This is a genomic window from Paenibacillus sp. FSL H7-0737, assembly GCF_000758545.1.
Taxonomy (GTDB): domain Bacteria; phylum Bacillota; class Bacilli; order Paenibacillales; family Paenibacillaceae; genus Paenibacillus_AQ.
On record NZ_CP009279.1, the window covers coordinates 4710199 to 4729124 of the forward strand.

The window sequence follows — 18926 nt, forward strand, 5'->3', positions numbered from 1 at the left end:
GTCCATAATGTTGCTATCAATACATAATACATAGGATAATTCCCCCAGAAAAAGGAGCACTTATTATGAGCCAACGTAACTCCCGTACACAAATGTTGTACACTCTATTTTTTTTGTTTTTCCTTATTTGCGCCTTCGCCGCATTTTTCACAGGCGTCAAGGTTGGCGCAGACAAAACGGAAGCTAAATATGAGCAACAAAAGAGCAGTAATGGATATGGATTAGAAGAATTCACGGGCTCTTACCAACAGAAGGATCTTGTTACTTTCTATCATAACGTATTTTTGCCTTATCGGGAATTCAAGCAGAATTGGAACACACAAGTGGACAAGTTGGCACGCAGTACAGATGCCCGTGTAAATGCAGCAGCTATGAAGAATCTTAGCCTTCTAGCAGATAAACAATATGAAAGAGTTAACCAGGACTCTATCTTTTCCGACTCTCCCTTATTACATCAATCACAGCTAAACATACTCAAAAGCTTAACTTTATTCTCAAAAGCTTCTGGTGAAATAAGTGCAAGTGCATCTGGTGCAGAGACGGCAAAATTGCTGAAAAATGATCCTTATACTGCCGGTGCGGTTAAATTCGGATTGCTCGCACAAAAGAACTTTTATGATTCTATGCTAAAGTGGGGCTCTAAGACAAACCAGAAAATCCCTTCTGTTGCTGGTGAGCTAAAGACCATGTCCTTTATCCAGTGGAAAAAAATGCCTCTTCTTCAAAAGAACGCATCCATCGCTGATATGATGTTAAATCGCGGAATTTTTGCAGCCTACGATCCTCAGGACATTACTGCAAAAATAGACGATTTGATACATTCTGGTACAGCCAGTTCATTGAATCTTACGGATGTTCAGTCCTCAGTAACCCTGCTTATTTCCACAGGTGCTATACAGGTAGAGGATTTTATGAAGTGGCGAGAGCAGTACTATAGCAAGGAGACGATTCCACAGCTCCCGTTTTTTTATGAATAGAACCAGTCATTGAATCATAACGAAAAATGAAGTTCACTTCAAGAAAGCCTACTTTCAAAGCCTATTGACACATCTACATTACCGTGTTACATTATGAAAAAATTAATCAATCAAAAACGATGATGGAACAAAGATTCTGGAAGTCTTCAGAGAGCCGGTGGTTGGTGCAAACCGGTGACAAACAGATGTCTTTAGCGCTCCTGAGATATTGTATCGAACCTTAAAGTAGGTGCAATCGGATCAACTCCGTTACCAGTGTGGCCTTTGCAGGCCAATGAGGCTGCTTCTTCCAAGTTGCAGTGAATTAGGGTGGTACCACGAAGATAACTCTCGTCCCTTACTACGGCAGTAGTATGGGGGTCGGGAGTTTTTTTAATTTCTAAATACCTAATCTATACTATCCTTTTGCCCAAAGTTACCGATTCCGCGGTACTTCTGCACGCAGCTTCTTTTATGCGACACCGCGTTGATCTACTATTATCGCATGTTTTTTCTCTACTAGTTCGTGAATCTTCAGGTATTGTGGATTGCCCAAAAAGGCGTCCTCGACATATAAAGCTTTTCAACTTTAAGGGGGATAAGAAACCATGTTTAAAGTATTAGTATCGGATCCAATCAGTGATTTGGGCATTCAGCAATTGATGGACGCAGAAGATGTAGTTGTTGACAAAAAAACAGGACTCAGCGAAGACGAACTCATTGCAATTATCGGTGAATACGATGGTCTCCTTGTCCGCAGTCAAACTACTGTAACAGACAAAATCATCGAAGCAGGAAAAAATCTAAAAGTAATTGGTCGTGCAGGTGTTGGTGTAGATAATATCAAACTGGATGCTGCAACAAAGCGTGGTATTGTTGTAATCAATGCTCCTGATGGAAATACAATTACGACTTGTGAGCATGCTTTCGCAATGATGATGGCTCTGGCCCGTCATATTCCACAAGCTTATGCAAAAACAATCGGTGGAACCTGGGATAGAAAAACATTCGTAGGTGTAGAGCTTCGTGGCAAAACTTTAGGTGTACTCGGAATGGGCAGAATCGGTAGCGAAGTGGCTAAACGTGCTAAAGCTTTCGGTATGGAAATTCTTGCTTTCGATCCTTTCCTAACAGCTGAACGTGCTGAAAAGATGGAAGTTAAATTGGCTTCCGTAGACGATGTTGTTCGCGGAGCAGACTTCATTACTGTGCACACTCCACTTACTCCGGAAACACGCCATATGATTTCTCGCCCACAATTCGAAGTGATGAAAAAGGGAATGCGCATCATCAACTGTGCACGTGGTGGTGTAATTGATGAAATGGCATTGGTAGAAGCTATAGATAGCGGTATTGTTGCTGGCGCTGCGTTCGACGTATTTGAGAAAGAGCCGCCGCAAGCAGATCATCCTTTCCTGTCTCATCCAAAAATCATCGTGACTCCTCACCTTGGCGCTTCTACGATTGAAGCTCAAGAAAATGTGGCGATCGATGTTTCGGAGCAAGTGTTGCATATTCTGCGCAATGAACCGTTCATTAACGCGGTCAACATTCCTCCAGTGGCTCCAAGTGTAATGAATAAGCTTCAACCTTACTTCACGCTTGGGGAAAAACTGGGCAGCTTTGTTACCCAAATTGCAGCTGCTGCTATCCGTGAAATCCATGTTGAATACGCTGGTGATCTTTCGGATGTAGATACCCAACCACTAACCCGCTACATTGTAAAAGGAGTGCTCTCCCGCCACTTTGCAGAGGACGTTAATATCGTAAACTCCATGCATTTAGCGAAAACACGTGACGTGAACGTAGTAATAACTAAAGCTTCTAAAACTAAAGGCTTTACCAATCTGATTACTGTTACTCTAAAAGCTGATCGTGACCAAGAGTATCTTGTTGCCGGCACCCTGCTGCAAGGTTATGGAGAACGGATTGTTCAAGTGAATAAGTTCCCAGTTGATATTGCTCCTGAAGGTCATCAAATCTTTGTATCCCATAACGACAAAGTAGGGATTATCGGACTCGTGGGTACATTGCTTGGTGAGAACGATGTAAACATCGCTTCCATGCAAGTGGGACGTAAAATTGTTGGGGGCGCTGCAATCATGCTGCTGACCGTTGACAAAGCCGTTCCTAAGCATGTCCTTGTGAAACTCGCTGGATTACCAGAAATTAACACCGCTGAAGAAATCATCCTTCTTTAATCTATAATATAGAAAGGCCATTCCAGAATGTACTGGAGTGGCCTTTCTTATATTTTACGAATCTTTTTCTTCCTATATTATGAACGAAGGGATTATCCTTCCATCAATATCAGTAAAACCATACTTTTCAGCAAGCTTTCCAACCAGCTGCGGCTCACCGGACATAGACATAACCTTTGGATCAGCGGCTAGTGCAGTCACTGCTCGACCAATATATGTCGTCGATTCACTCATTTTCAGTTCCTCAACTTCTTGCCAATGTTCCTCATCTGTATTCATGGCTTCTAGAACCGCTTCTGTTCTCATCCATCCAGGTGAAAGTGGCATAACCGCAATGCCGTCATCCTTTAACTCCTTCGACAATCCGAAAGCCATACGTAAAAGTGCATTTTTAGAAAGATCATAATAAAAGTTGCCTAAATATTTATAATGATCCCAGAAGGTTGTATGGATAATTAGACCACCAGTTTTTGCCTTGCGCATCAAGGGAATTGCGTAATAATTTGTGATCATCTGTGCTCTCACACCGGCATTAAACATATTGTCCCAATGAGCTGTAGGCAGCTCCCAAAAAGGCTTCTGCTCGATAGCTAAATCATTGCCTCCCCATACGTTGTTAACTAAGATATCGAGCCGACCTTGCTCTTCAGCGATCTGGCGGATCACTGCTTCTGTTTCTTGATCCTTCGTATGGTCACATCGTATTACCGCACCAGAACCTCCACTTTCTTTTATTTCTCTAAGTACGCTATCTATACTCCCCTTAATATGTTCTGTGACGGATACATCTGTGGTCCTCCCTGTAATATAGACAAAAGCTCCTCTTCTCGCTAATTCTAAAGCGATCCCCCTCCCAGCACCTCTGCTGCTCCCGGTAACCAATGCGACTTTCCCTTTCAATGTCATAGCCCTCAACCCTTTCCACATGAATTCGGATTTCAATATTCTGTGAATATTCCTTACGTTTTATAAGTATAACCCGTATATATGACATCAACTGACATATATAATATAATCATAATTTAGAAATGATTAATGGTGATCGTCCAATCATTAATTCGAGGAGGTACAATAGCCTAATGAGAGCCGACCGTTTGTTATCAATATTACTTCTGTTGCAAAATCGTGGAAAAATGACTTCTAGAGAATTGGCCCAAACACTCGAGGTATCAGAACGAACTGTGTTTCGTGATATGGAAGCATTAAGTGCTTCAGGAATACCCATTTTAGCTGAACGTGGTCGTGAAGGAGGCTGGATGCTAACTGAAGGGTACCGAACCTCCCTAACGGGAATGAAGCCACAAGAGATTGGTTCACTGCTTCTGTCCGCTGACGCATCTATAATGAAGGATCTGGGGATACAAGACGACTACTCTTCCGCTCTTCTCAAACTAGAGGCTGCATCCTCACATCGACTTAGTAACCCAGCAAATTACCTAAGCGAGCGTATTCATATTGATGGCGCCAGTTGGCATCCTTCGGATGAGACTTATCCGTTCCTATCTGTACTGCAGAGAGCACTTTGGGAGGACCGTAAAGTAAAAATCACTTATCTCCGGAGCAACGAGACAACGGTCCGTTTCATTGAACCTCTTGGGTTAGTTGCAAAACGCGGAGTATGGTATGTCGTAGCCAAAAGCAAAGATGAACTACGAACCTTTCGTGTGTCCAGATTAGTTAACGTTGAGGAGACACATGAGTGGTTTAAAAGACCTGATGACTTTGATTTAAAACAGTACTGGGAAGAGTCCACCACGGCCTTTAAAGCAGCACTGCCAAAGTATCAAGTAAAGCTAAGGGTTAAAACATCTGTCTTAAAAGAATTACAGCGAGAAAGATTCGTCTCTGTCCAATTAATAGAGCCAACAAGCAATGCTGAGTGGGTGAACGTAGATGCCGAATTTAATACGATCGAGTCGGCCTGCCGGATAATCCTTTCTTTTAGTCCCTCGGTTATTGTACTTTCACCGCAAGAACTTTTAGAGATGGTAAAGTCTGCTATCGCAAAAATTTCCGCTATTTATGAGGATTTTTGACACGAAATCTAAAGAACTACTCCGAAAAGAAGATTTATGTCAGTTCTTACTATAGACCAATCACCTTTAAATCCCATATAATAACACCAATACATAATATTAATAAGGAGGACATTATACCAATGAACTGGATGCATAAACTTCCGTTAAAACAAAGAATTGTTGCCGGATGTTACCTCGTTGCCGCACTATTTGCCATTCCTGTTTTAGTTACTTTTATGATCTTAGGCAACATTATTTTGGGTATTGTTCTAATCGTTGTTCTTGCTGCTCTAACTTTCCCAGTGGCCCGCTTTATCGAGAGAACGCTTACATCTTCTTTTGATGACATCGCGAATGTATCTCATAGTATTTCAAAAGGGGATTTTACTAGTAGAGCCGACGAGAACGGGTCTATGGGGGACGTAAGTCGTTCCTTTAATACTATGATTGACAAGCTCAAGAAGATTTTGACAGAAGCATCACAAATCACTCGTCAAGTTATGGATGCAAGCCGTGGAATCGAAGATAAGAATCAGAATTTGAAAATTGTCATGGCACAGGTAGCCTCTTCGTCTAACGAGCTAGCTCTTGGTGCAAATGAAATATCTACGGATATCGCTGAAATGACAGAATCCATTAAAGATATTGAGAATAAAGTATCCAATTATACGAACTCAACGAAAGAAATGAACAGACGTTCAATACATACATTAGAACTAGTTGAACAAGGACGGCAGTCCGTTGATACTCAAGCTGAAGGCATGCGCAAAAACATCCAGGCTACTCAAAAAGTAGCTGATACAATCGAAGCCCTGTCTCATAATGCTCGCGGAATTACGATGATTACAAAAACCATCACAGAGATCGCTGAGCAGACCAACCTCTTATCGCTGAATGCCTCCATCGAAGCAGCACGCGCCGGAGAGCATGGTCGAGGTTTTGCTGTAGTCGCACAGGAGGTTCGTAAACTTGCCGAGGAATCAACAGCTTCAACGAAGGAAGTCTTTGGCTTAGTTCGGAGCATCGAAACTGATATCAAACAAGCGATTGACAATATCGCTATCAACGAAGAAGTCGTACAGGTACAGAATGAGATGATCACTCAATCTGCTCATATCTTTGCTCAAATTGTGCAAAGTGTGCAGTATATTACCGAGCAAATCTCTTCCTTCTCTGCTGAAAGTGATCTGATGTTGGAAAGTGCCTTGAAAATTTCAAGTGCAATAGAGAATATCTCTGCAATCACACAGCAAACCGCTGCCGGCACCGAGGAAGTATCCGCGGCTATGAATGAACAAATTAATGCCCTGCAGTCCGTCGCTGAAGAAACTGAGAAAATGACACAGGCTGTGTTTAATCTACAGAAGACTATCCATATTTTCAAGTTTTAAGTCACTTGCAAATCATATAAACAAGTCCAAAAACTCCTCCTAAGTTTTGACTTAGGGGGAGTTTTTTTATATCTATTATTTCATAGGTTGGACAAGACTTTCGTCAAAATTCGAGTTAATTTGCGAAAATATATTGACAAAGGTACTCTAGGAATATATTGTAAAGGAAAATTCTTCTTATAAATTTTAAAATTAATATTGGCAAAATCTTCGAAAGAGGATGACGCAAAACCATGGATCTACAGCCTCATTATTAATCAGAGGCCATGACTGCCAGGTTGCAGAAAACCAAGACGACTGAACAATTGTTCAGTCTCTATGGCGATTTATGCCACCAACCTGTGCCCTAATTCAGAGCACAGGTTTTCTAATGTTTGATTTTAAAATAACAATCAACTTGTGAGGTGTATTTTTTGAAGACAGTCGCAGATTACATGTCGGAAGCACTACGGAACCTAGGAGTTACCCATTCCTTTGGTATTATTGGGAAATCCATTTGTCCTATTGTTCTTAAAATGGTAGATTACGGTATTGAATTTATTCCTGGGAGACATGAGTCCAGTTCCGGCTTCGAAGCAGCCGGGTATGCGCTTAAAACTGGAAAACTAGGTGTAGCTTTTGGTACTTCAGGTCCTGGTGGAACAAACCTATTAACTGCAGCAGCACATGCTAAGGCTAACAACCTACCTGTCCTATTTATTACTGGCCATCAATCTATTAAAGAGCTTGGAATTCCCCAATGTCAGGACTCTACTTCTTTTCTAGCTGATTTAGCTGATATGTTTAGACCTGCCACCTTATATAGCAAGCTTATTGAACGTGGAGATCACTTTAACACAATCTTTAATCATGCCATATCCATTGCTTTGAGCGGTAATCGTGGTCCAGTTCACCTTTGTATTCCCTTTGATGTACAAACGGAATTGCTAGAGGAATGTAATATTGTAATCCCTGAACGCGAATCACTGGTTAGCCATGCTAATATCGACCGTGTACTTGATGCTATAAATAACTCTAAGAATCCAATAATTATCGCGGGTAAAGGCGTTAACCGCTCAGGAGCACATAGTGAGCTAATTCAATTAGCGGAAACATTTAATATTCCTGTAGTTACATCTCCAGGTGGTAAAGGGGCTATAGCTTGGGATCATCCACTCTATCACGGTCCAATTGGAGTAGGCGGTTGTACCCATGGGGATGACTTGCTGAATCAAAGTGATCTATTTATCGTTCTCGGGTCACGTTTAAGTGATATGACTATTTGTAATCTTAAAAGGGAAAATCATCCTGCAACATTAATTCAGTTTGATAGCGATCCGACTTTTGTCGGAAAAATATTGTTCTCTAAAACGATTCCAGTGACTGGAGATCTACGGGACAATCTAGTTTACTATCTCAATAATATTGACACGAACAACATCACAAAACGCGAAGCACCGACAAATTCCGATTATACCGAAGAGCCTCCGATTTTACCAAACCTTTCACTTGCATCGGTCTTGAGTACGATGAGTGATTTGATTCCTTATAACAGCACAGTCTTTGTTGATGATGGAAGTCACGGTTTCCATGCTGCGAAATGGTACAAGGTTAAGAAACCGGGCAGTTTTGTTTTCGATGCTTACTTTGCTTGTATGGGTAATTCCATCGGAATGGCGATTGGTGCAAAGGTTGCTGCTCCAGAAGAAACGATCTTCTGCATTACAGGAGATGGCTGCTTTATGATGCTAGGCGCAGAGATTAACGCTGCTGTCTGCAAGGATATTCCTGTCATATTCATTGTTGTGAATAATAAACAGCTAGATATGGCTCTAAAAGGTATGGAAAAAACTACAGGACGTATTGACGGAACTATCTACGAAGTCCCTATGGATGCTGTGAAATTCGCAGAATCACTAGGCGCTAAGGGTTACAAATGTGAGACAGCGGAGGAGTTCGAAACAGCCATCAAGGACGCTGTTGCCATCAACCGTGTTGCCGTCATTGAACTGCTAACAGACCGTGATGAGGTCCCTCCGACTGCTCACCGTACTTTGAACCTAAATTAGGAGGTCACTTATGAAAGACAATGTAAACAGTGGTCTGAACCACTTCACGAATCTCTCTGGAGACTACGGAGCTAAAGCACTGGCTCCGATTAAAGAACATTTCCCCGATTTGGCTGAATTTATTATGGGGAATGCCTACGGCGATATTTTTCAACGCAACACAATCGAAGCTGACTGGAAGGAAATCGCAGTTATCTCTGCCCTGATTTCGATGGGTCAGTTTGATCAATTGGGTGTTCATTATGTCATGGCTCTTCGTGTGGGAGTTACTGTAGAACAACTCAAAGGTATTCTATTACACTTAGTACCCGCTATAGGGGCACCTAGAATCATCACCGCTTTTAATATTCTTCTCGAAACGATTGAAGAAATAAAGTAACTATTTTCAGTAAATTAAAATATCGGGAGAGATGTTAACGTGGGACAGTTTATTTTAAAGACAGACACTACTAAAAAAGTGATCAATATTGAGCTGGAAGGAACATTTTCTGAAGAAGATGGTCTGAAATCTATCCAAGCTTATCAACAAACTATTAATCCTATCACTCCAGCAGACTATGAATTACAAATCGACTGCAGAAAGCTAAACGTAACTGCACCTGATGTTGTACCTCTTTTGGAAGGTTGCTTCGTAATGTTTAAGAATGATGGATTTGTAAAAGTAAATCTAACCCTTGAGAATAACCCAATTCTTAAAATGCAGCTTGCTCGTCTGGGTCGTAAAGCAGGACTAGATAACATCGAGATCATTTCCACCGTTACAGCTTAATTCTTCTTATAACTAAAAAAACTATAGAGTTTTTCAGGAGGATTCATTCATATGACCGGAATTCGTATTCAAGACATTGATATCTATCATCCTAGTAATAAAGTTGGTAACGACTTTTTTATTAAGCATTTTGACGAAAAGGGTATTGATATCCGAGGTCTACTGACCACTTTAGGTCGTGATACGCGCTATAGCATTAAGAATGAGGAAGAAAATTCTCTTACGATGGCTTTTGAGGCTGCCAGTAATGTGTTGGATAAAAATGGTCTCACTGGCGCTGATATCGATCTTATTGCCTATGCAAGTCAAACTCCTGAATATATCTTTCCTACTAACTCTTTAATGATTCACCGTTTAATTAACGGCGCATCCCATACAATTTGTATAGATAGCAACGCTAACTGTGCAGGTATGACTGCTTCCGTAGAACAGGTGAGCCGTCAAATGCAAGCCAATCCTAGAATTAAACGTGCTTTGGTCATCGGATCCGATTATGTAGCACCTCATGCAGATAAGAATGATCCAGTCTATTATGCTAACTTCGGTGATGCAGCTGCGGCAGTCCTTCTTGTGCGCGATGATAATGCGGTAGGCTTCATTGATTCTGTCTATCAAACAGACACATGCGTTTATGGCAACTCCATGTTCCCGGCTGAAGGCTTGGCTAATCTGGGTAGAAAAGGCGTAGCGGCTGGAGAATTCAATGTGAAGTTCATTCCATTTGATGATTCCATTTGCGTAGATGCTGCTTCTGAATCGATTCGCACGCTTCTATCAGATAACAACATAGCGCCTGAATCTATTAAAGCGGCCTGTTTCTCACAGCTTTCACTGCCTAATATCGTTGGTGTTTGTGAAAAAGTGGGTATTGATCGTGAGGTTGCGGTTTACATAGGTGATGAATTCGGGTACACCTCAACCAGTAGCCCGTTTATCGCTCTACACAAAGCTATTACTACAGGAAAGATCGAACGCGGAGATAAAGTTCTGTTCTGGACAGTGGGCGCTGGATGGCAAAACGTTGCATTTGTTATTGAATATTAAGCGTTACAACCTAAAAAGCGGCAGGCCAAGGATTATCCTTAGCTTGCCGCTTTTTAGGTTGATCTGTTCTTTAGGACTCGCTGGCAAAGGATAACCCCTTTACAGTGAGCGCACGCCGTAGTACATCAATCCCTTTTGGTCCCATCCCATGGAGCTGCAGAAGCTCTGACTCAGTGAGCTTACTGATTTGGTGAATCTGTGTATACCCAGCACCATGAAGTGCTCGAAGTGCAGGCTTAGATAGTCCACTCGGTAGATCAGATTCTGTTCCATTAAACATAGACATATGCATCTCCCTGATCACTGATATCTTTCATGTTTTTCCCAGCCCATGGTACGCGCTACAGCGTCTTTCCAGGCGTTGTAACGTCGTTCACGCTCATCTATACCCATTACAGGTGAAAAGACCCTCTCAGCTTTGTTAAAGCTTTCTAGCTGCTCTCTTGTCCAAACTCCTGAGGTTAATCCAGCCAGAAGTGCTGCTCCCAGCGCAGTCGTCTCCGCATATGTAGTTCGAGTAACTTCACTACCGAGGATATCAGACTGAAACTGCATCAGCAAATCATTACGAACCGCTCCACCATCTACACGAAGTCCGGTCAATGGCATGCCTGCATCTTTTTCCATCGCCCCAATTACATCTCTAGACTGAAATGCTAATGACTCTAACGTTGCTCTTACCAAATGCCCCGAGGTGGTTCCTCTAGTTAGACCGAAGACTGCTCCACGTGCATACATATCCCAATAAGGGGCACCTAGTCCAGTAAAAGCAGGTACGACGACAACCCCTTCACTGTCCTCTACTTCCCGCGCTTTGTCTTCCGAGCCTGCCGGCTCCGTTATGAGTCCTAACCCCTCCTGAAGCCATTGTACAGCCGCTCCGGCTACAAACACACTGCCCTCGAGTGCATAATAGAGCTCATCCCCCATTCCCCATGCTACAGTGGTCAACAACCCATGACTGGAGACTACAGCTTCTGTACCTGTATTCATCAGAATAAAGCATCCAGTTCCATATGTGTTTTTGGCACTGCCGGGTTCAAGACAAGTATGTCCAAACAAAGCAGCTTGTTGATCCCCCAATACAGAGTGAATAGGTATTTCTGTCCCGAACCACTGCGCGTCTGCTGCTCCAAATTCACTACCGGACATCCTCACTTCTGGCAGGATGGAGCGTGGTACACGAAGCTCCTCCATTAGCACTTCGTCCCAGCAGCGCTCATGTAGATTATATAGCATCGTACGCGATGCATTAGTTACATCAGTAGCATGTACAGCCCCGCCAGTAAGCTTCCAGATTAGCCAGCTGTCTACTGTCCCAGCTAGTAGCTCGCCATTATTCGCCCGCTCTCGTGCGCCTTCTACATGATCAAGAATCCAGGAGAATTTTGTTGCAGAAAAATAAGCATCCACAACGAGTCCCGTCTTGCTAGCAATGAGTCCCTCTAACCCCTTACTCTTGATCTCTTCACACAGCTCTGCAGTACGTCTGTCCTGCCACACAATCGCAGGATAAATCGGCTTGCCTGTTGCTCTATCCCAGATCAGGGCCGTTTCCCTCTGATTTGTAATTCCAATGGAATATACTTCCTGAGGTGTTATCCCGCCCTGAGTAATCGCATCTCTTGCAGCTGCAAGCTGTGACGCCCAAATTTGCTCTGGGTCATGCTCCACCCAGCCAGGGTGTGGGAAAGATTGTTCAACCTCATATTGCCCTTGTGAGACGATTCTAGCGTCCTCATCGAACACTATGGCTCGTGAACTGGTAGTCCCTTGGTCTAAAGATAAAATCATTTGATGGCCTCCCAAGCATAAACAATGAGATATGTTCCACGATGAACAAGATTAATGTGTTTGTTTCAACAAAAAGCACCTCTGCTGTCAGAGGCGCTATCACACATTGTGTTTGGAATTACTGTTTTTCGACAGGAAGTCTTAGGGTAAAGGTTGTACTTTCGCCCAACTTACTGGAAGCTGAAATGGTTCCGTGATGCGACTCAACAATATTTTTAACAATCGCAAGCCCGAGTCCCGTTCCACCTGATTCTCCCCGTACACGTGCCTTATCGGCTTTGTAGAAACGATCAAATATATAAGGCAGATCTTCCTGCGGAATGCCGACGCCTTCATCCTGAATTTTAATTTCAAAATAGCGACGCCCTTCTAAGACACAAGTTCCTGTATGAACTGTGATCTTCTTGCCACCCTGCGTATGACGAAAAGCATTATCGAGCAAATTGGTTAAGACCTGCTCAAGCTTATCTTCATCCGCTGCCTTAAGAACAAGGACATCGCTCTCTTTATTTAGCTGCAGATGAATATCACGCTCTTTCGCACGTACGGAAAATTTGCGATACACTCGTTCCAGCAGTTCGTTCACATCTACTTCTGCCTTCAACATATCCGTATGTCCAGCTTCCATTCGCGCAAGGTCGAGCAGATCCTTTACAAGACGTCCCATACGGAGCGATTCATCATGAATGACCTGAATCAGTTCACTGCTTTCCTCTGGTGAAGATGCCATGCCGTCAAGTAAAGCCTCACTATAACCTTGCATCATCGATAATGGCGTCCGAATCTCATGAGAGACGTTTGCCACGAAGTCACGGCGCATTTTTTCGAGTCGTACTTCTTCAGTCACATCACGCAGAACAGCAACCACTCCACGAATGCTACCCTCAGAATATAAAGGTGCCATATGGACGGACCACACGCCCTGCCGGACATGTACATTAGAACGCTCATCGCCGCCTTCTTTCAACGTGCTCAAAAATAAAGGACGCAGGGGAGGTGGAACATTACTCTCAGCCGTTTCCGTATGAGGTTCAATGTCACTCTCTTGTTCCCACTCTAAATCGCTCCAGCTCTCAAGTAGTGATTGACCATGCGGGTTGGTCAGAATAATCTGGCCTTCGATGTCAAAGGTGATTACAGCATCACTCATGCTGCGTAATACACTGGATAGATGGCCCTTCTCATGGTGCAGACTGCGAATATTCTCTTCCAACTCCTCAGCCATATGGTTGAAGGAAGTCGCCAATTGGCCAATCTCGTCACTTGTGACCAGCGTCAGCCTTGTTCCGTATTCACCACGTCGAATGTTGTTTGCAGCCTCGATGACACGTTGCATCGGCTGAGTGATCTTGGTAAACAAGAACAACGCGAAGAATGTCGTCAAAGAAAATCCGATCATGCACGTATACATAAATAAACGTTTGATATCGCCGGAATTAGCAAAGTTGCTGTCGATATAGGGAAGTAGAAACAACCCGAGTGTAATAAGCACGACAGCGACCAGGCAGATGATCGTGACCCACAGCTTGCCGACAAGACTTCTCCAGAAGTTCACTTATTTAGGTACCTCAAGTTTGTAGCCTACACCCCATACAGTTGTAATCATCGCCGCGGATTCCGGTGATACTTTATTCAGTTTTTCACGAAGACGCTTAACATGGGTATCGACTGTACGCAAATCTCCGAAAAACTCATAATTCCAAACATCTTTAAGTAGTTCTTCACGAGAGAACACTTTATCCGGTGAAATCGCCAAATAATGCAGCAGTTCGTATTCTTTCGGTGTCAGACTCACTTCTTCACCGCCAGCAGTTACTCGGTGTGCGTCATGCTCAATAATAAGATGAGTGAATACAATGTTATTACTGGAGTTGCTCTCTTTGGACAAAAATGCTGTTGCTGAAGAACGGCGCATAATGGCCTTCACGCGATAAATCACTTCGCGAGGACTAAATGGCTTCACGACATAATCATCCGCGCCCATTTCAAAGCCCTGTACACGATTAATCTCTTCGCCTTTAGCTGTAAGCATTAAGACAGGTGTCGATTTGACCCCTCTGAGTCGGGTCAGCACTTCCATTCCATCAATGCCAGGCAGCATAACATCCAGCAAAATTAGACCGTAGTCATTTGCTGTTGCTTTGCGAAGAGCGATTTCGCCATCTTCAGCTTCGTCGATTTCATAACCTTCTTTTTCAAGATACATCTTTAGCAGGCGGCGAATGCGTTCCTCATCATCCACTACCAGAATTCTGTTTAAATGATCTGCCATTTCACAACAACCCCTTCATCAAATACAGTAGAACGTAACCTTAAATCCATTGTGCTGTGTTAGCAGGTAAACTATGCTCAGTCCGTCCCCGCATAAGAATGAAGTCCGGCGATGACTAGATTAACGCCAACTAAGGTAAACATTACGACCAAAAAACCTAGAACGGCAAGCCAGGCAGATTTTCGCCCTTGCCATCCACGAGCCAATCGTAAATGAAGATAAGCACTATAGAAGAGCCAAGTAACGAGTGCCCAGACTTCTTTGGGGTCCCATCCCCAGAATCTTCCCCAGGCTATTTGCGCCCATATCATTGCAAAAATCAAAGCGCCTAATGTGAAAATAGGAAAGCCAATGGCTATCGCCCTATACGTTATCTCATCTAGATCGCCTTCATCAATCCCCTCCATAACCGGGTGAATCGCTGCGCCTAGTGGCTTGCGTACGATCAAGCGAAGAATTCCGTAAAGGAGTAATCCGGAAAGAATCGACCAGATTACAGTATTAAACTTCCGGCCAGCATTCACACCATTCATCCATGAAGGAGCTTCAAAGAGAGGTTCTTTCATGCCAAGAAACGACTGGAAGCTTTCTATTTCGCTATTGTGAGGAGCCACAATCGGCGGCATTCGATAACTCACTTTCTCTATTGTACTATTTTCCTGCCCTGCGCTGTCAATCGTAACGTTGGGACGGACAAAAACAGTCTCATAACCTGCTCCGCGGAAAGCAAAAACTGAACCCAGAAACCCAATTATAACAATGATTGAAAAGAGAGTAAATTCAATCAGTCTCTGTTGCTTACGATCCGCCTTCTCTTTACTGGAAAAATTAACAGTCCGTAGCAGATACATCAGCCCTGCCGCAAAACCTACCGCGAAAAAGGATTCACCTAGTGCTGCCAGTGTTACGTGAATCTTGAGATAGTTCGATTGCAGGGATGGAATTAACGGCTGAACCTCCTGTGGAAATACAGCTGCGTACGCCATCACAATAATGCTAATTGGAACTGCAAACAGACCGAGAATAACTTTGCGATAGATCGCGTACATCACTGTAAAGGCTACCATAACCATCATGGATAAGAAAGTCATGAACTCATACATATTGCTGACTGGAATATGTCCTGCACCAAACCAACGTGTAAAGAAATAAATAAGATGAAAGATAAGACCTATAGAAGAAACAATAAAAGCTATTTTACCCCATCGAGCAGTATGTTCCTCTGGCTTGCGGCCCGACCACTTGCGACCCATGATAGCGATAGTGAATAACATAAACGACCCGCTGTATAATAAGAATGCGGCAATAAAGACGGCACTGCTGATATCGAGCAAGCTCATGTAAGGCCTCCTCCATTATCTATTGATTTTTCATCGACTACCATATCTACTTTTTCTAAAATAGAAACGATCTCACGACGGAAACCGAACCAATTCTTGTTCGTATGTCCTCCGAGTATTAGCTCTCCGTTTACAACGGTAAGCCAGATGCGTCTATGCTGCCAGTAAAATCCAAGGATTAAACCCAGCATCACGATTGCTGCACCTAACCATACAAAAGGCATTGCACGATCAATACGTATATTCAAGTATGTAGTCGATTCCGAAAAATCAACATCGCTCATGTTGTCCACTTCAAGCTCAAGAAATCTATTGCTGCCACCAAGCTTATCGTTAATAGCCACCTGCTGAAACTGAGACTTATCTACCTGCTTAGGAAAATAGAAGTACTGCTGCCCTTCCGCTGGCAAATTCGGTCCTTGAATCAAGAATAAGAATGCTGGTGCATTCGGATAAGGCGACTTAGATATCGGCTGACCATCCTCATTCAGTCCAAAATCCATATACTTCTCTTTTAAAGTCATCGTATAGGGTCCCGCTGTAATTGTACGCTGCGGATTCTTCATATCCAGTTTGAATTTACCGTACGACTCCCCAGTGGTGGAATTTTTAAGCACAGGCTGTACAGAACGCAGTACAGGTGTTAGATCATAATCAAACTGATACGCTTTCAATCCTTTATAATCCAAAGGTGAGTTTACTTGGATATTATGCGTTGTCGCCTCGGTAAGCTGCGGTTCCTTAGTAGGATCTGCGCAATCCGCGGTACATTTATAAAGCACTGCTTTAGTTTGGAATAATTTTGGAAGGATCTTTTTGCCTCGAAACTCCGCAGGCATCTCTTCATCTGTGTAGAACTCTACGGTGAATTTCTCGTTTTTTAAATAGTAGGTAGTATCCGGAATCTGTGTAATCTCCCCTTGCGGGAAAGCAAGATGCTGATCCATGTTGAGACCCGGCAATCCTCTTGCCAGTACAGCAAGTAAAAAAATAATCAAACCAATATGTATTACGTAAGGCCCCCAGCGGCTGAAGCGGTGTTTCTCTGCCAGCAGAGCTCCTCCATCCGTCTTGACTCGGTAGCCCTTTTTACGCATAGGCTGAACCACCCGAGCAACCCAAGCTTCTGGTTCTTCTTGCACTTCAGTAACTAGCACAGCCTTTTGCCGAGTTAAGAACTGACGATGTTTCCGAATCTTCTGCCTAGTTAATGCCTTATATAGCGGAAGTACTCTGTCCAAACTACAAATGACTAATGAAGCACCAATCATTACGAGTAGAGTCACAAACCACCAGGATTCGTATGTATGTGAAAGTCCAAGCTTATAGTAGATGTCCCCAGCTGTTCCGTACTCCTGCTTATAATAACTCGATGCATCAATATTAAGGAAAGTACTCTCCTGAGGGAAAATGGTTCCCAGCATAGATCCTAACAGTGTCAAAACGATTAGATATATCGCTATTTTGACAGATGAAAAAAAGTTCCAAACTCGATCAATAATGCTTGGATTAACACGCTGCGAACGACGGGCTACACCATCATAACGCATTTCCAGATTCTCGCCCCAGTCCGATTCTTTGCCAAGCGGTTTTCCGCATGCTTCACATAGAACAGTGCCTACAGGGTTCTGATGGCCGCATTCACATTTGGTATTGGTTATAAAAGCTTCGCGTTCACTCATCAATCCACCAGCTTCCCAATTTGATCATCTAGTGAATCTAAATCAAGCTGGCCAATATGAATGCTGTCAATTTTACCCTTTGCATTAATAAAAAAAGTAGTGGGGAGCGGAGAAATACCATAACTTCGTACAGCGTCTCGTCCCGTGTCCATCAAAATCGGAAAATCAATATTGACTTGCTTCACAAAATTCTCGACAGTCATCTGATCTTCACCTACGTTGATTCCAATAACGACTACATCTTTGTCCTTCCATTTTTCCCATTGTGCTTGGAGAGCCGGCATTTCTTTTACACATGGCGTGCACCATGAGCCCCAGAAATTCAGCACAATAGCCTTACCCTTATACTCGTCTAACGTATGCCCAAGTCCATCAAGACCCAGCAAATCAATGGCAGGCGCTTTACTACCTTCCTCTGGTTTTCCGCTTCCACCAAATACAGAGGAACCAATTGCATAACCACCCACTAGAACGATTAGAAACAGAATTACGATTTGAATTGGTTTTCTCGCTTTACCCACATGTAAAGCCCCCTTCTGTGACGCAACTCATACTTATGTTGTAAGGTGTGAACATCCTATGAACATTATAGCGAATTTCGTCACAGTATTAGGGGGTTTAATTGTGAATATTGTGTGTCTTTATGACTCTTTACGTGGAGTTCTTTCTTTGAGTAATCCTGCTTTGGCAATTTGCTGCAGATGGTTAATTTCATCTTTAGTCAAATGACGGTAAGATCCACGTTTAAGATTTTGCAGCATAATATCCCCGAATGAAATCCGCTTCAGACGGAGAACGGGGTGTGAAATCGCATCAAACATGCGTCGTACCTGACGGTTACGTCCCTCGTGAATCGTAATGCTGATTACTGCTTCTTTATTCGCTTCATCAATATCTTTGTACTCTACTTCGGCAGGCGCTGTCATACCATCTTCCAGCTTGATCCCAGCCTTTAGCTTGTCCAGTGCAGTACCGTGCGGAATACCCTTGACCGTAGCGTGATACGTCTTAGGTACATGATGCTTAGGATGGGTAAGCAAGTTAGCGAAATCTCCATCATTCGTTAACAGCAGCAGTCCTTCCGTATCATAATCCAGACGGCCTACAGGGTAAACCCGTTCTGTAATTCCTTTAAGGTAGTCTGTTACAACCTTGCGACCCTTTGGATCGGAAGCACTTGTAATGACTCCTTTAGGTTTGTTGAACATAATATAGATTTTGTTCTCGCCCCGGATCAGTCTACCGGAGACTTTAATAATATCTGTTGCGGGGTCCACCTTCGTGCCAAGCGTAGTTACGAGTTCCCCGTTGACTTCCACTTTACCGGCCAAAATCATTTCTTCACACTTACGTCTGGACGCCACACCTGCCTGCGCCAAAATTTTCTGTAATCTTTCCATTTTCGACTAGT

The 18926-nt window shown here is 43.2% G+C and carries 17 protein-coding genes, 1 riboswitch and 1 other annotated feature; of the genes, 8 read left to right on the forward strand and 9 right to left on the reverse strand.

What is annotated here, in order from left to right; translation table 11 throughout:
- Window positions 1-65 precede the first annotated feature (65 nt).
- Window positions 66-977: a hypothetical protein gene (locus H70737_RS20705; protein ID WP_042190235.1), complete on the forward strand. Its 912-nt coding sequence runs from the start codon at window positions 66-68 to the stop codon at window positions 975-977.
- A 110-nt stretch (window positions 978-1087) separates the two neighbouring features.
- Window positions 1088-1318 (forward strand) — a binding site (T-box leader).
- Between the two features lie 246 nt (window positions 1319-1564).
- Window positions 1565-3157, forward strand: a complete 1593-nt coding sequence (serA, locus tag H70737_RS20710) for a phosphoglycerate dehydrogenase (RefSeq protein WP_042190237.1) — start codon at window positions 1565-1567, stop codon at window positions 3155-3157.
- A gap of 72 nt (window positions 3158-3229) precedes the next feature.
- Here serA and H70737_RS20715 read toward each other — a convergent pair whose 3' ends face one another.
- Window positions 3230-4063, reverse strand: coding sequence for an SDR family NAD(P)-dependent oxidoreductase (locus H70737_RS20715; RefSeq protein ID WP_052404377.1), 834 nt, complete (start codon window positions 4061-4063; stop codon window positions 3230-3232).
- Window positions 4064-4236: 173 nt separating this feature from the next.
- On the opposite strand from H70737_RS20715, the gene H70737_RS20720 reads away from it, so the two are divergent.
- The 6 genes from H70737_RS20720 (at window position 4237) to H70737_RS20745 (ending at window position 10427) form a co-directional block, all read left to right on the forward strand.
- On the forward strand, window positions 4237-5193 hold the full coding sequence (locus tag H70737_RS20720; protein ID WP_042190239.1) for a helix-turn-helix transcriptional regulator: 957 nt from the start codon (window positions 4237-4239) through the stop codon (window positions 5191-5193).
- Window positions 5194-5315: 122 nt separating this feature from the next.
- Window positions 5316-6566 (forward strand): methyl-accepting chemotaxis protein, encoded by a 1251-nt coding sequence (locus tag H70737_RS20725; protein ID WP_042190241.1) that lies wholly within the window; start codon window positions 5316-5318, stop codon window positions 6564-6566.
- Between the two features lie 190 nt (window positions 6567-6756).
- Window positions 6757-6852: riboswitch (cyclic di-GMP riboswitch) on the forward strand.
- Between the two features lie 118 nt (window positions 6853-6970).
- Window positions 6971-8614, forward strand: a complete 1644-nt coding sequence (locus tag H70737_RS20730; protein WP_052404378.1) for a thiamine pyrophosphate-binding protein — start codon at window positions 6971-6973, stop codon at window positions 8612-8614.
- A 10-nt stretch (window positions 8615-8624) separates the two neighbouring features.
- Window positions 8625-8993, forward strand: a complete 369-nt coding sequence (locus H70737_RS20735; protein WP_042129622.1) for a carboxymuconolactone decarboxylase family protein — start codon at window positions 8625-8627, stop codon at window positions 8991-8993.
- 39 nt (window positions 8994-9032) lie between these two features.
- A complete protein-coding gene (locus H70737_RS20740) occupies window positions 9033-9383 on the forward strand; it encodes a hypothetical protein (protein WP_042190245.1) in 351 nt (116 codons plus the stop codon).
- Between the two features lie 51 nt (window positions 9384-9434).
- On the forward strand, window positions 9435-10427 hold the full coding sequence (locus H70737_RS20745) for a 3-oxoacyl-[acyl-carrier-protein] synthase III C-terminal domain-containing protein (RefSeq protein WP_042190247.1): 993 nt from the start codon (window positions 9435-9437) through the stop codon (window positions 10425-10427).
- 70 nt (window positions 10428-10497) lie between these two features.
- Here the strand turns inward: H70737_RS20745 and H70737_RS20750 are convergent, their stop codons facing one another.
- The 8 genes from H70737_RS20750 to H70737_RS20785 all read right to left on the reverse strand — a co-directional run bounded on the left by H70737_RS20750 (window position 10498) and on the right by H70737_RS20785 (window position 18915).
- Window positions 10498-10713 (reverse strand): helix-hairpin-helix domain-containing protein, encoded by a 216-nt coding sequence (locus H70737_RS20750; RefSeq protein WP_197071235.1) that lies wholly within the window; start codon window positions 10711-10713, stop codon window positions 10498-10500.
- Window positions 10714-10727: 14 nt separating this feature from the next.
- Window positions 10728-12221: a glycerol kinase GlpK gene (glpK, locus tag H70737_RS20755; protein WP_197071236.1), complete on the reverse strand. Its 1494-nt coding sequence runs from the start codon at window positions 12219-12221 to the stop codon at window positions 10728-10730.
- Between the two features lie 118 nt (window positions 12222-12339).
- Entirely contained in the window at window positions 12340-13776 is a 1437-nt protein-coding gene (locus H70737_RS20760; protein WP_042190254.1) for an ATP-binding protein, read from the reverse strand.
- On the reverse strand, window positions 13777-14493 hold the full coding sequence (locus H70737_RS20765) for a response regulator transcription factor (protein ID WP_036676174.1): 717 nt from the start codon (window positions 14491-14493) through the stop codon (window positions 13777-13779).
- Between the two features lie 77 nt (window positions 14494-14570).
- Window positions 14571-15833, reverse strand: a complete 1263-nt coding sequence (ccsA, locus tag H70737_RS20770) for a cytochrome c biogenesis protein CcsA (protein WP_042190256.1) — start codon at window positions 15831-15833, stop codon at window positions 14571-14573.
- Window positions 15830-17515, reverse strand: a complete 1686-nt coding sequence (gene resB / locus H70737_RS20775; RefSeq protein ID WP_042190259.1) for a cytochrome c biogenesis protein ResB — start codon at window positions 17513-17515, stop codon at window positions 15830-15832. The genes ccsA and resB overlap by 4 nt, the downstream gene beginning before the upstream one ends.
- On the reverse strand, window positions 17515-18036 hold the full coding sequence (locus H70737_RS20780) for a redoxin domain-containing protein (RefSeq protein ID WP_042190261.1): 522 nt from the start codon (window positions 18034-18036) through the stop codon (window positions 17515-17517). The genes resB and H70737_RS20780 overlap by 1 nt, the downstream gene beginning before the upstream one ends.
- A 120-nt stretch (window positions 18037-18156) precedes the next feature.
- On the reverse strand, window positions 18157-18915 hold the full coding sequence (locus H70737_RS20785; RefSeq protein WP_036676166.1) for a pseudouridine synthase: 759 nt from the start codon (window positions 18913-18915) through the stop codon (window positions 18157-18159).
- Window positions 18916-18926: the final 11 nt, after the last annotated feature.

What these genes read in the sequence shown, in the direction of transcription:
- H70737_RS20705 (WP_042190235.1), top strand. Translation starts at nt 66, where the DNA reads ATGAGCCAACGTAACTCCCGTACACAAATGTTGTACACTCTATTTTTT.
- serA (WP_042190237.1), top strand. Translation starts at nt 1,565, where the DNA reads ATGTTTAAAGTATTAGTATCGGATCCAATCAGTGATTTGGGCATTCAG.
- H70737_RS20715 (WP_052404377.1), bottom strand. Translation starts at nt 4,063, where the DNA reads ATGACATTGAAAGGGAAAGTCGCATTGGTTACCGGGAGCAGCAGAGGT.
- H70737_RS20720 (WP_042190239.1), top strand. Translation starts at nt 4,237, where the DNA reads ATGAGAGCCGACCGTTTGTTATCAATATTACTTCTGTTGCAAAATCGT.
- H70737_RS20725 (WP_042190241.1), top strand. Translation starts at nt 5,316, where the DNA reads ATGAACTGGATGCATAAACTTCCGTTAAAACAAAGAATTGTTGCCGGA.
- H70737_RS20735 (WP_042129622.1), top strand. Translation starts at nt 8,625, where the DNA reads ATGAAAGACAATGTAAACAGTGGTCTGAACCACTTCACGAATCTCTCT.
- H70737_RS20745 (WP_042190247.1), top strand. Translation starts at nt 9,435, where the DNA reads ATGACCGGAATTCGTATTCAAGACATTGATATCTATCATCCTAGTAAT.
- H70737_RS20750 (WP_197071235.1), bottom strand. Translation starts at nt 10,713, where the DNA reads ATGTCTATGTTTAATGGAACAGAATCTGATCTACCGAGTGGACTATCT.
- glpK (WP_197071236.1), bottom strand. Translation starts at nt 12,221, where the DNA reads ATGATTTTATCTTTAGACCAAGGGACTACCAGTTCACGAGCCATAGTG.
- H70737_RS20765 (WP_036676174.1), bottom strand. Translation starts at nt 14,493, where the DNA reads ATGGCAGATCATTTAAACAGAATTCTGGTAGTGGATGATGAGGAACGC.
- ccsA (WP_042190256.1), bottom strand. Translation starts at nt 15,833, where the DNA reads ATGAGCTTGCTCGATATCAGCAGTGCCGTCTTTATTGCCGCATTCTTA.
- resB (WP_042190259.1), bottom strand. Translation starts at nt 17,515, where the DNA reads ATGAGTGAACGCGAAGCTTTTATAACCAATACCAAATGTGAATGCGGC.
- H70737_RS20785 (WP_036676166.1), bottom strand. Translation starts at nt 18,915, where the DNA reads ATGGAAAGATTACAGAAAATTTTGGCGCAGGCAGGTGTGGCGTCCAGA.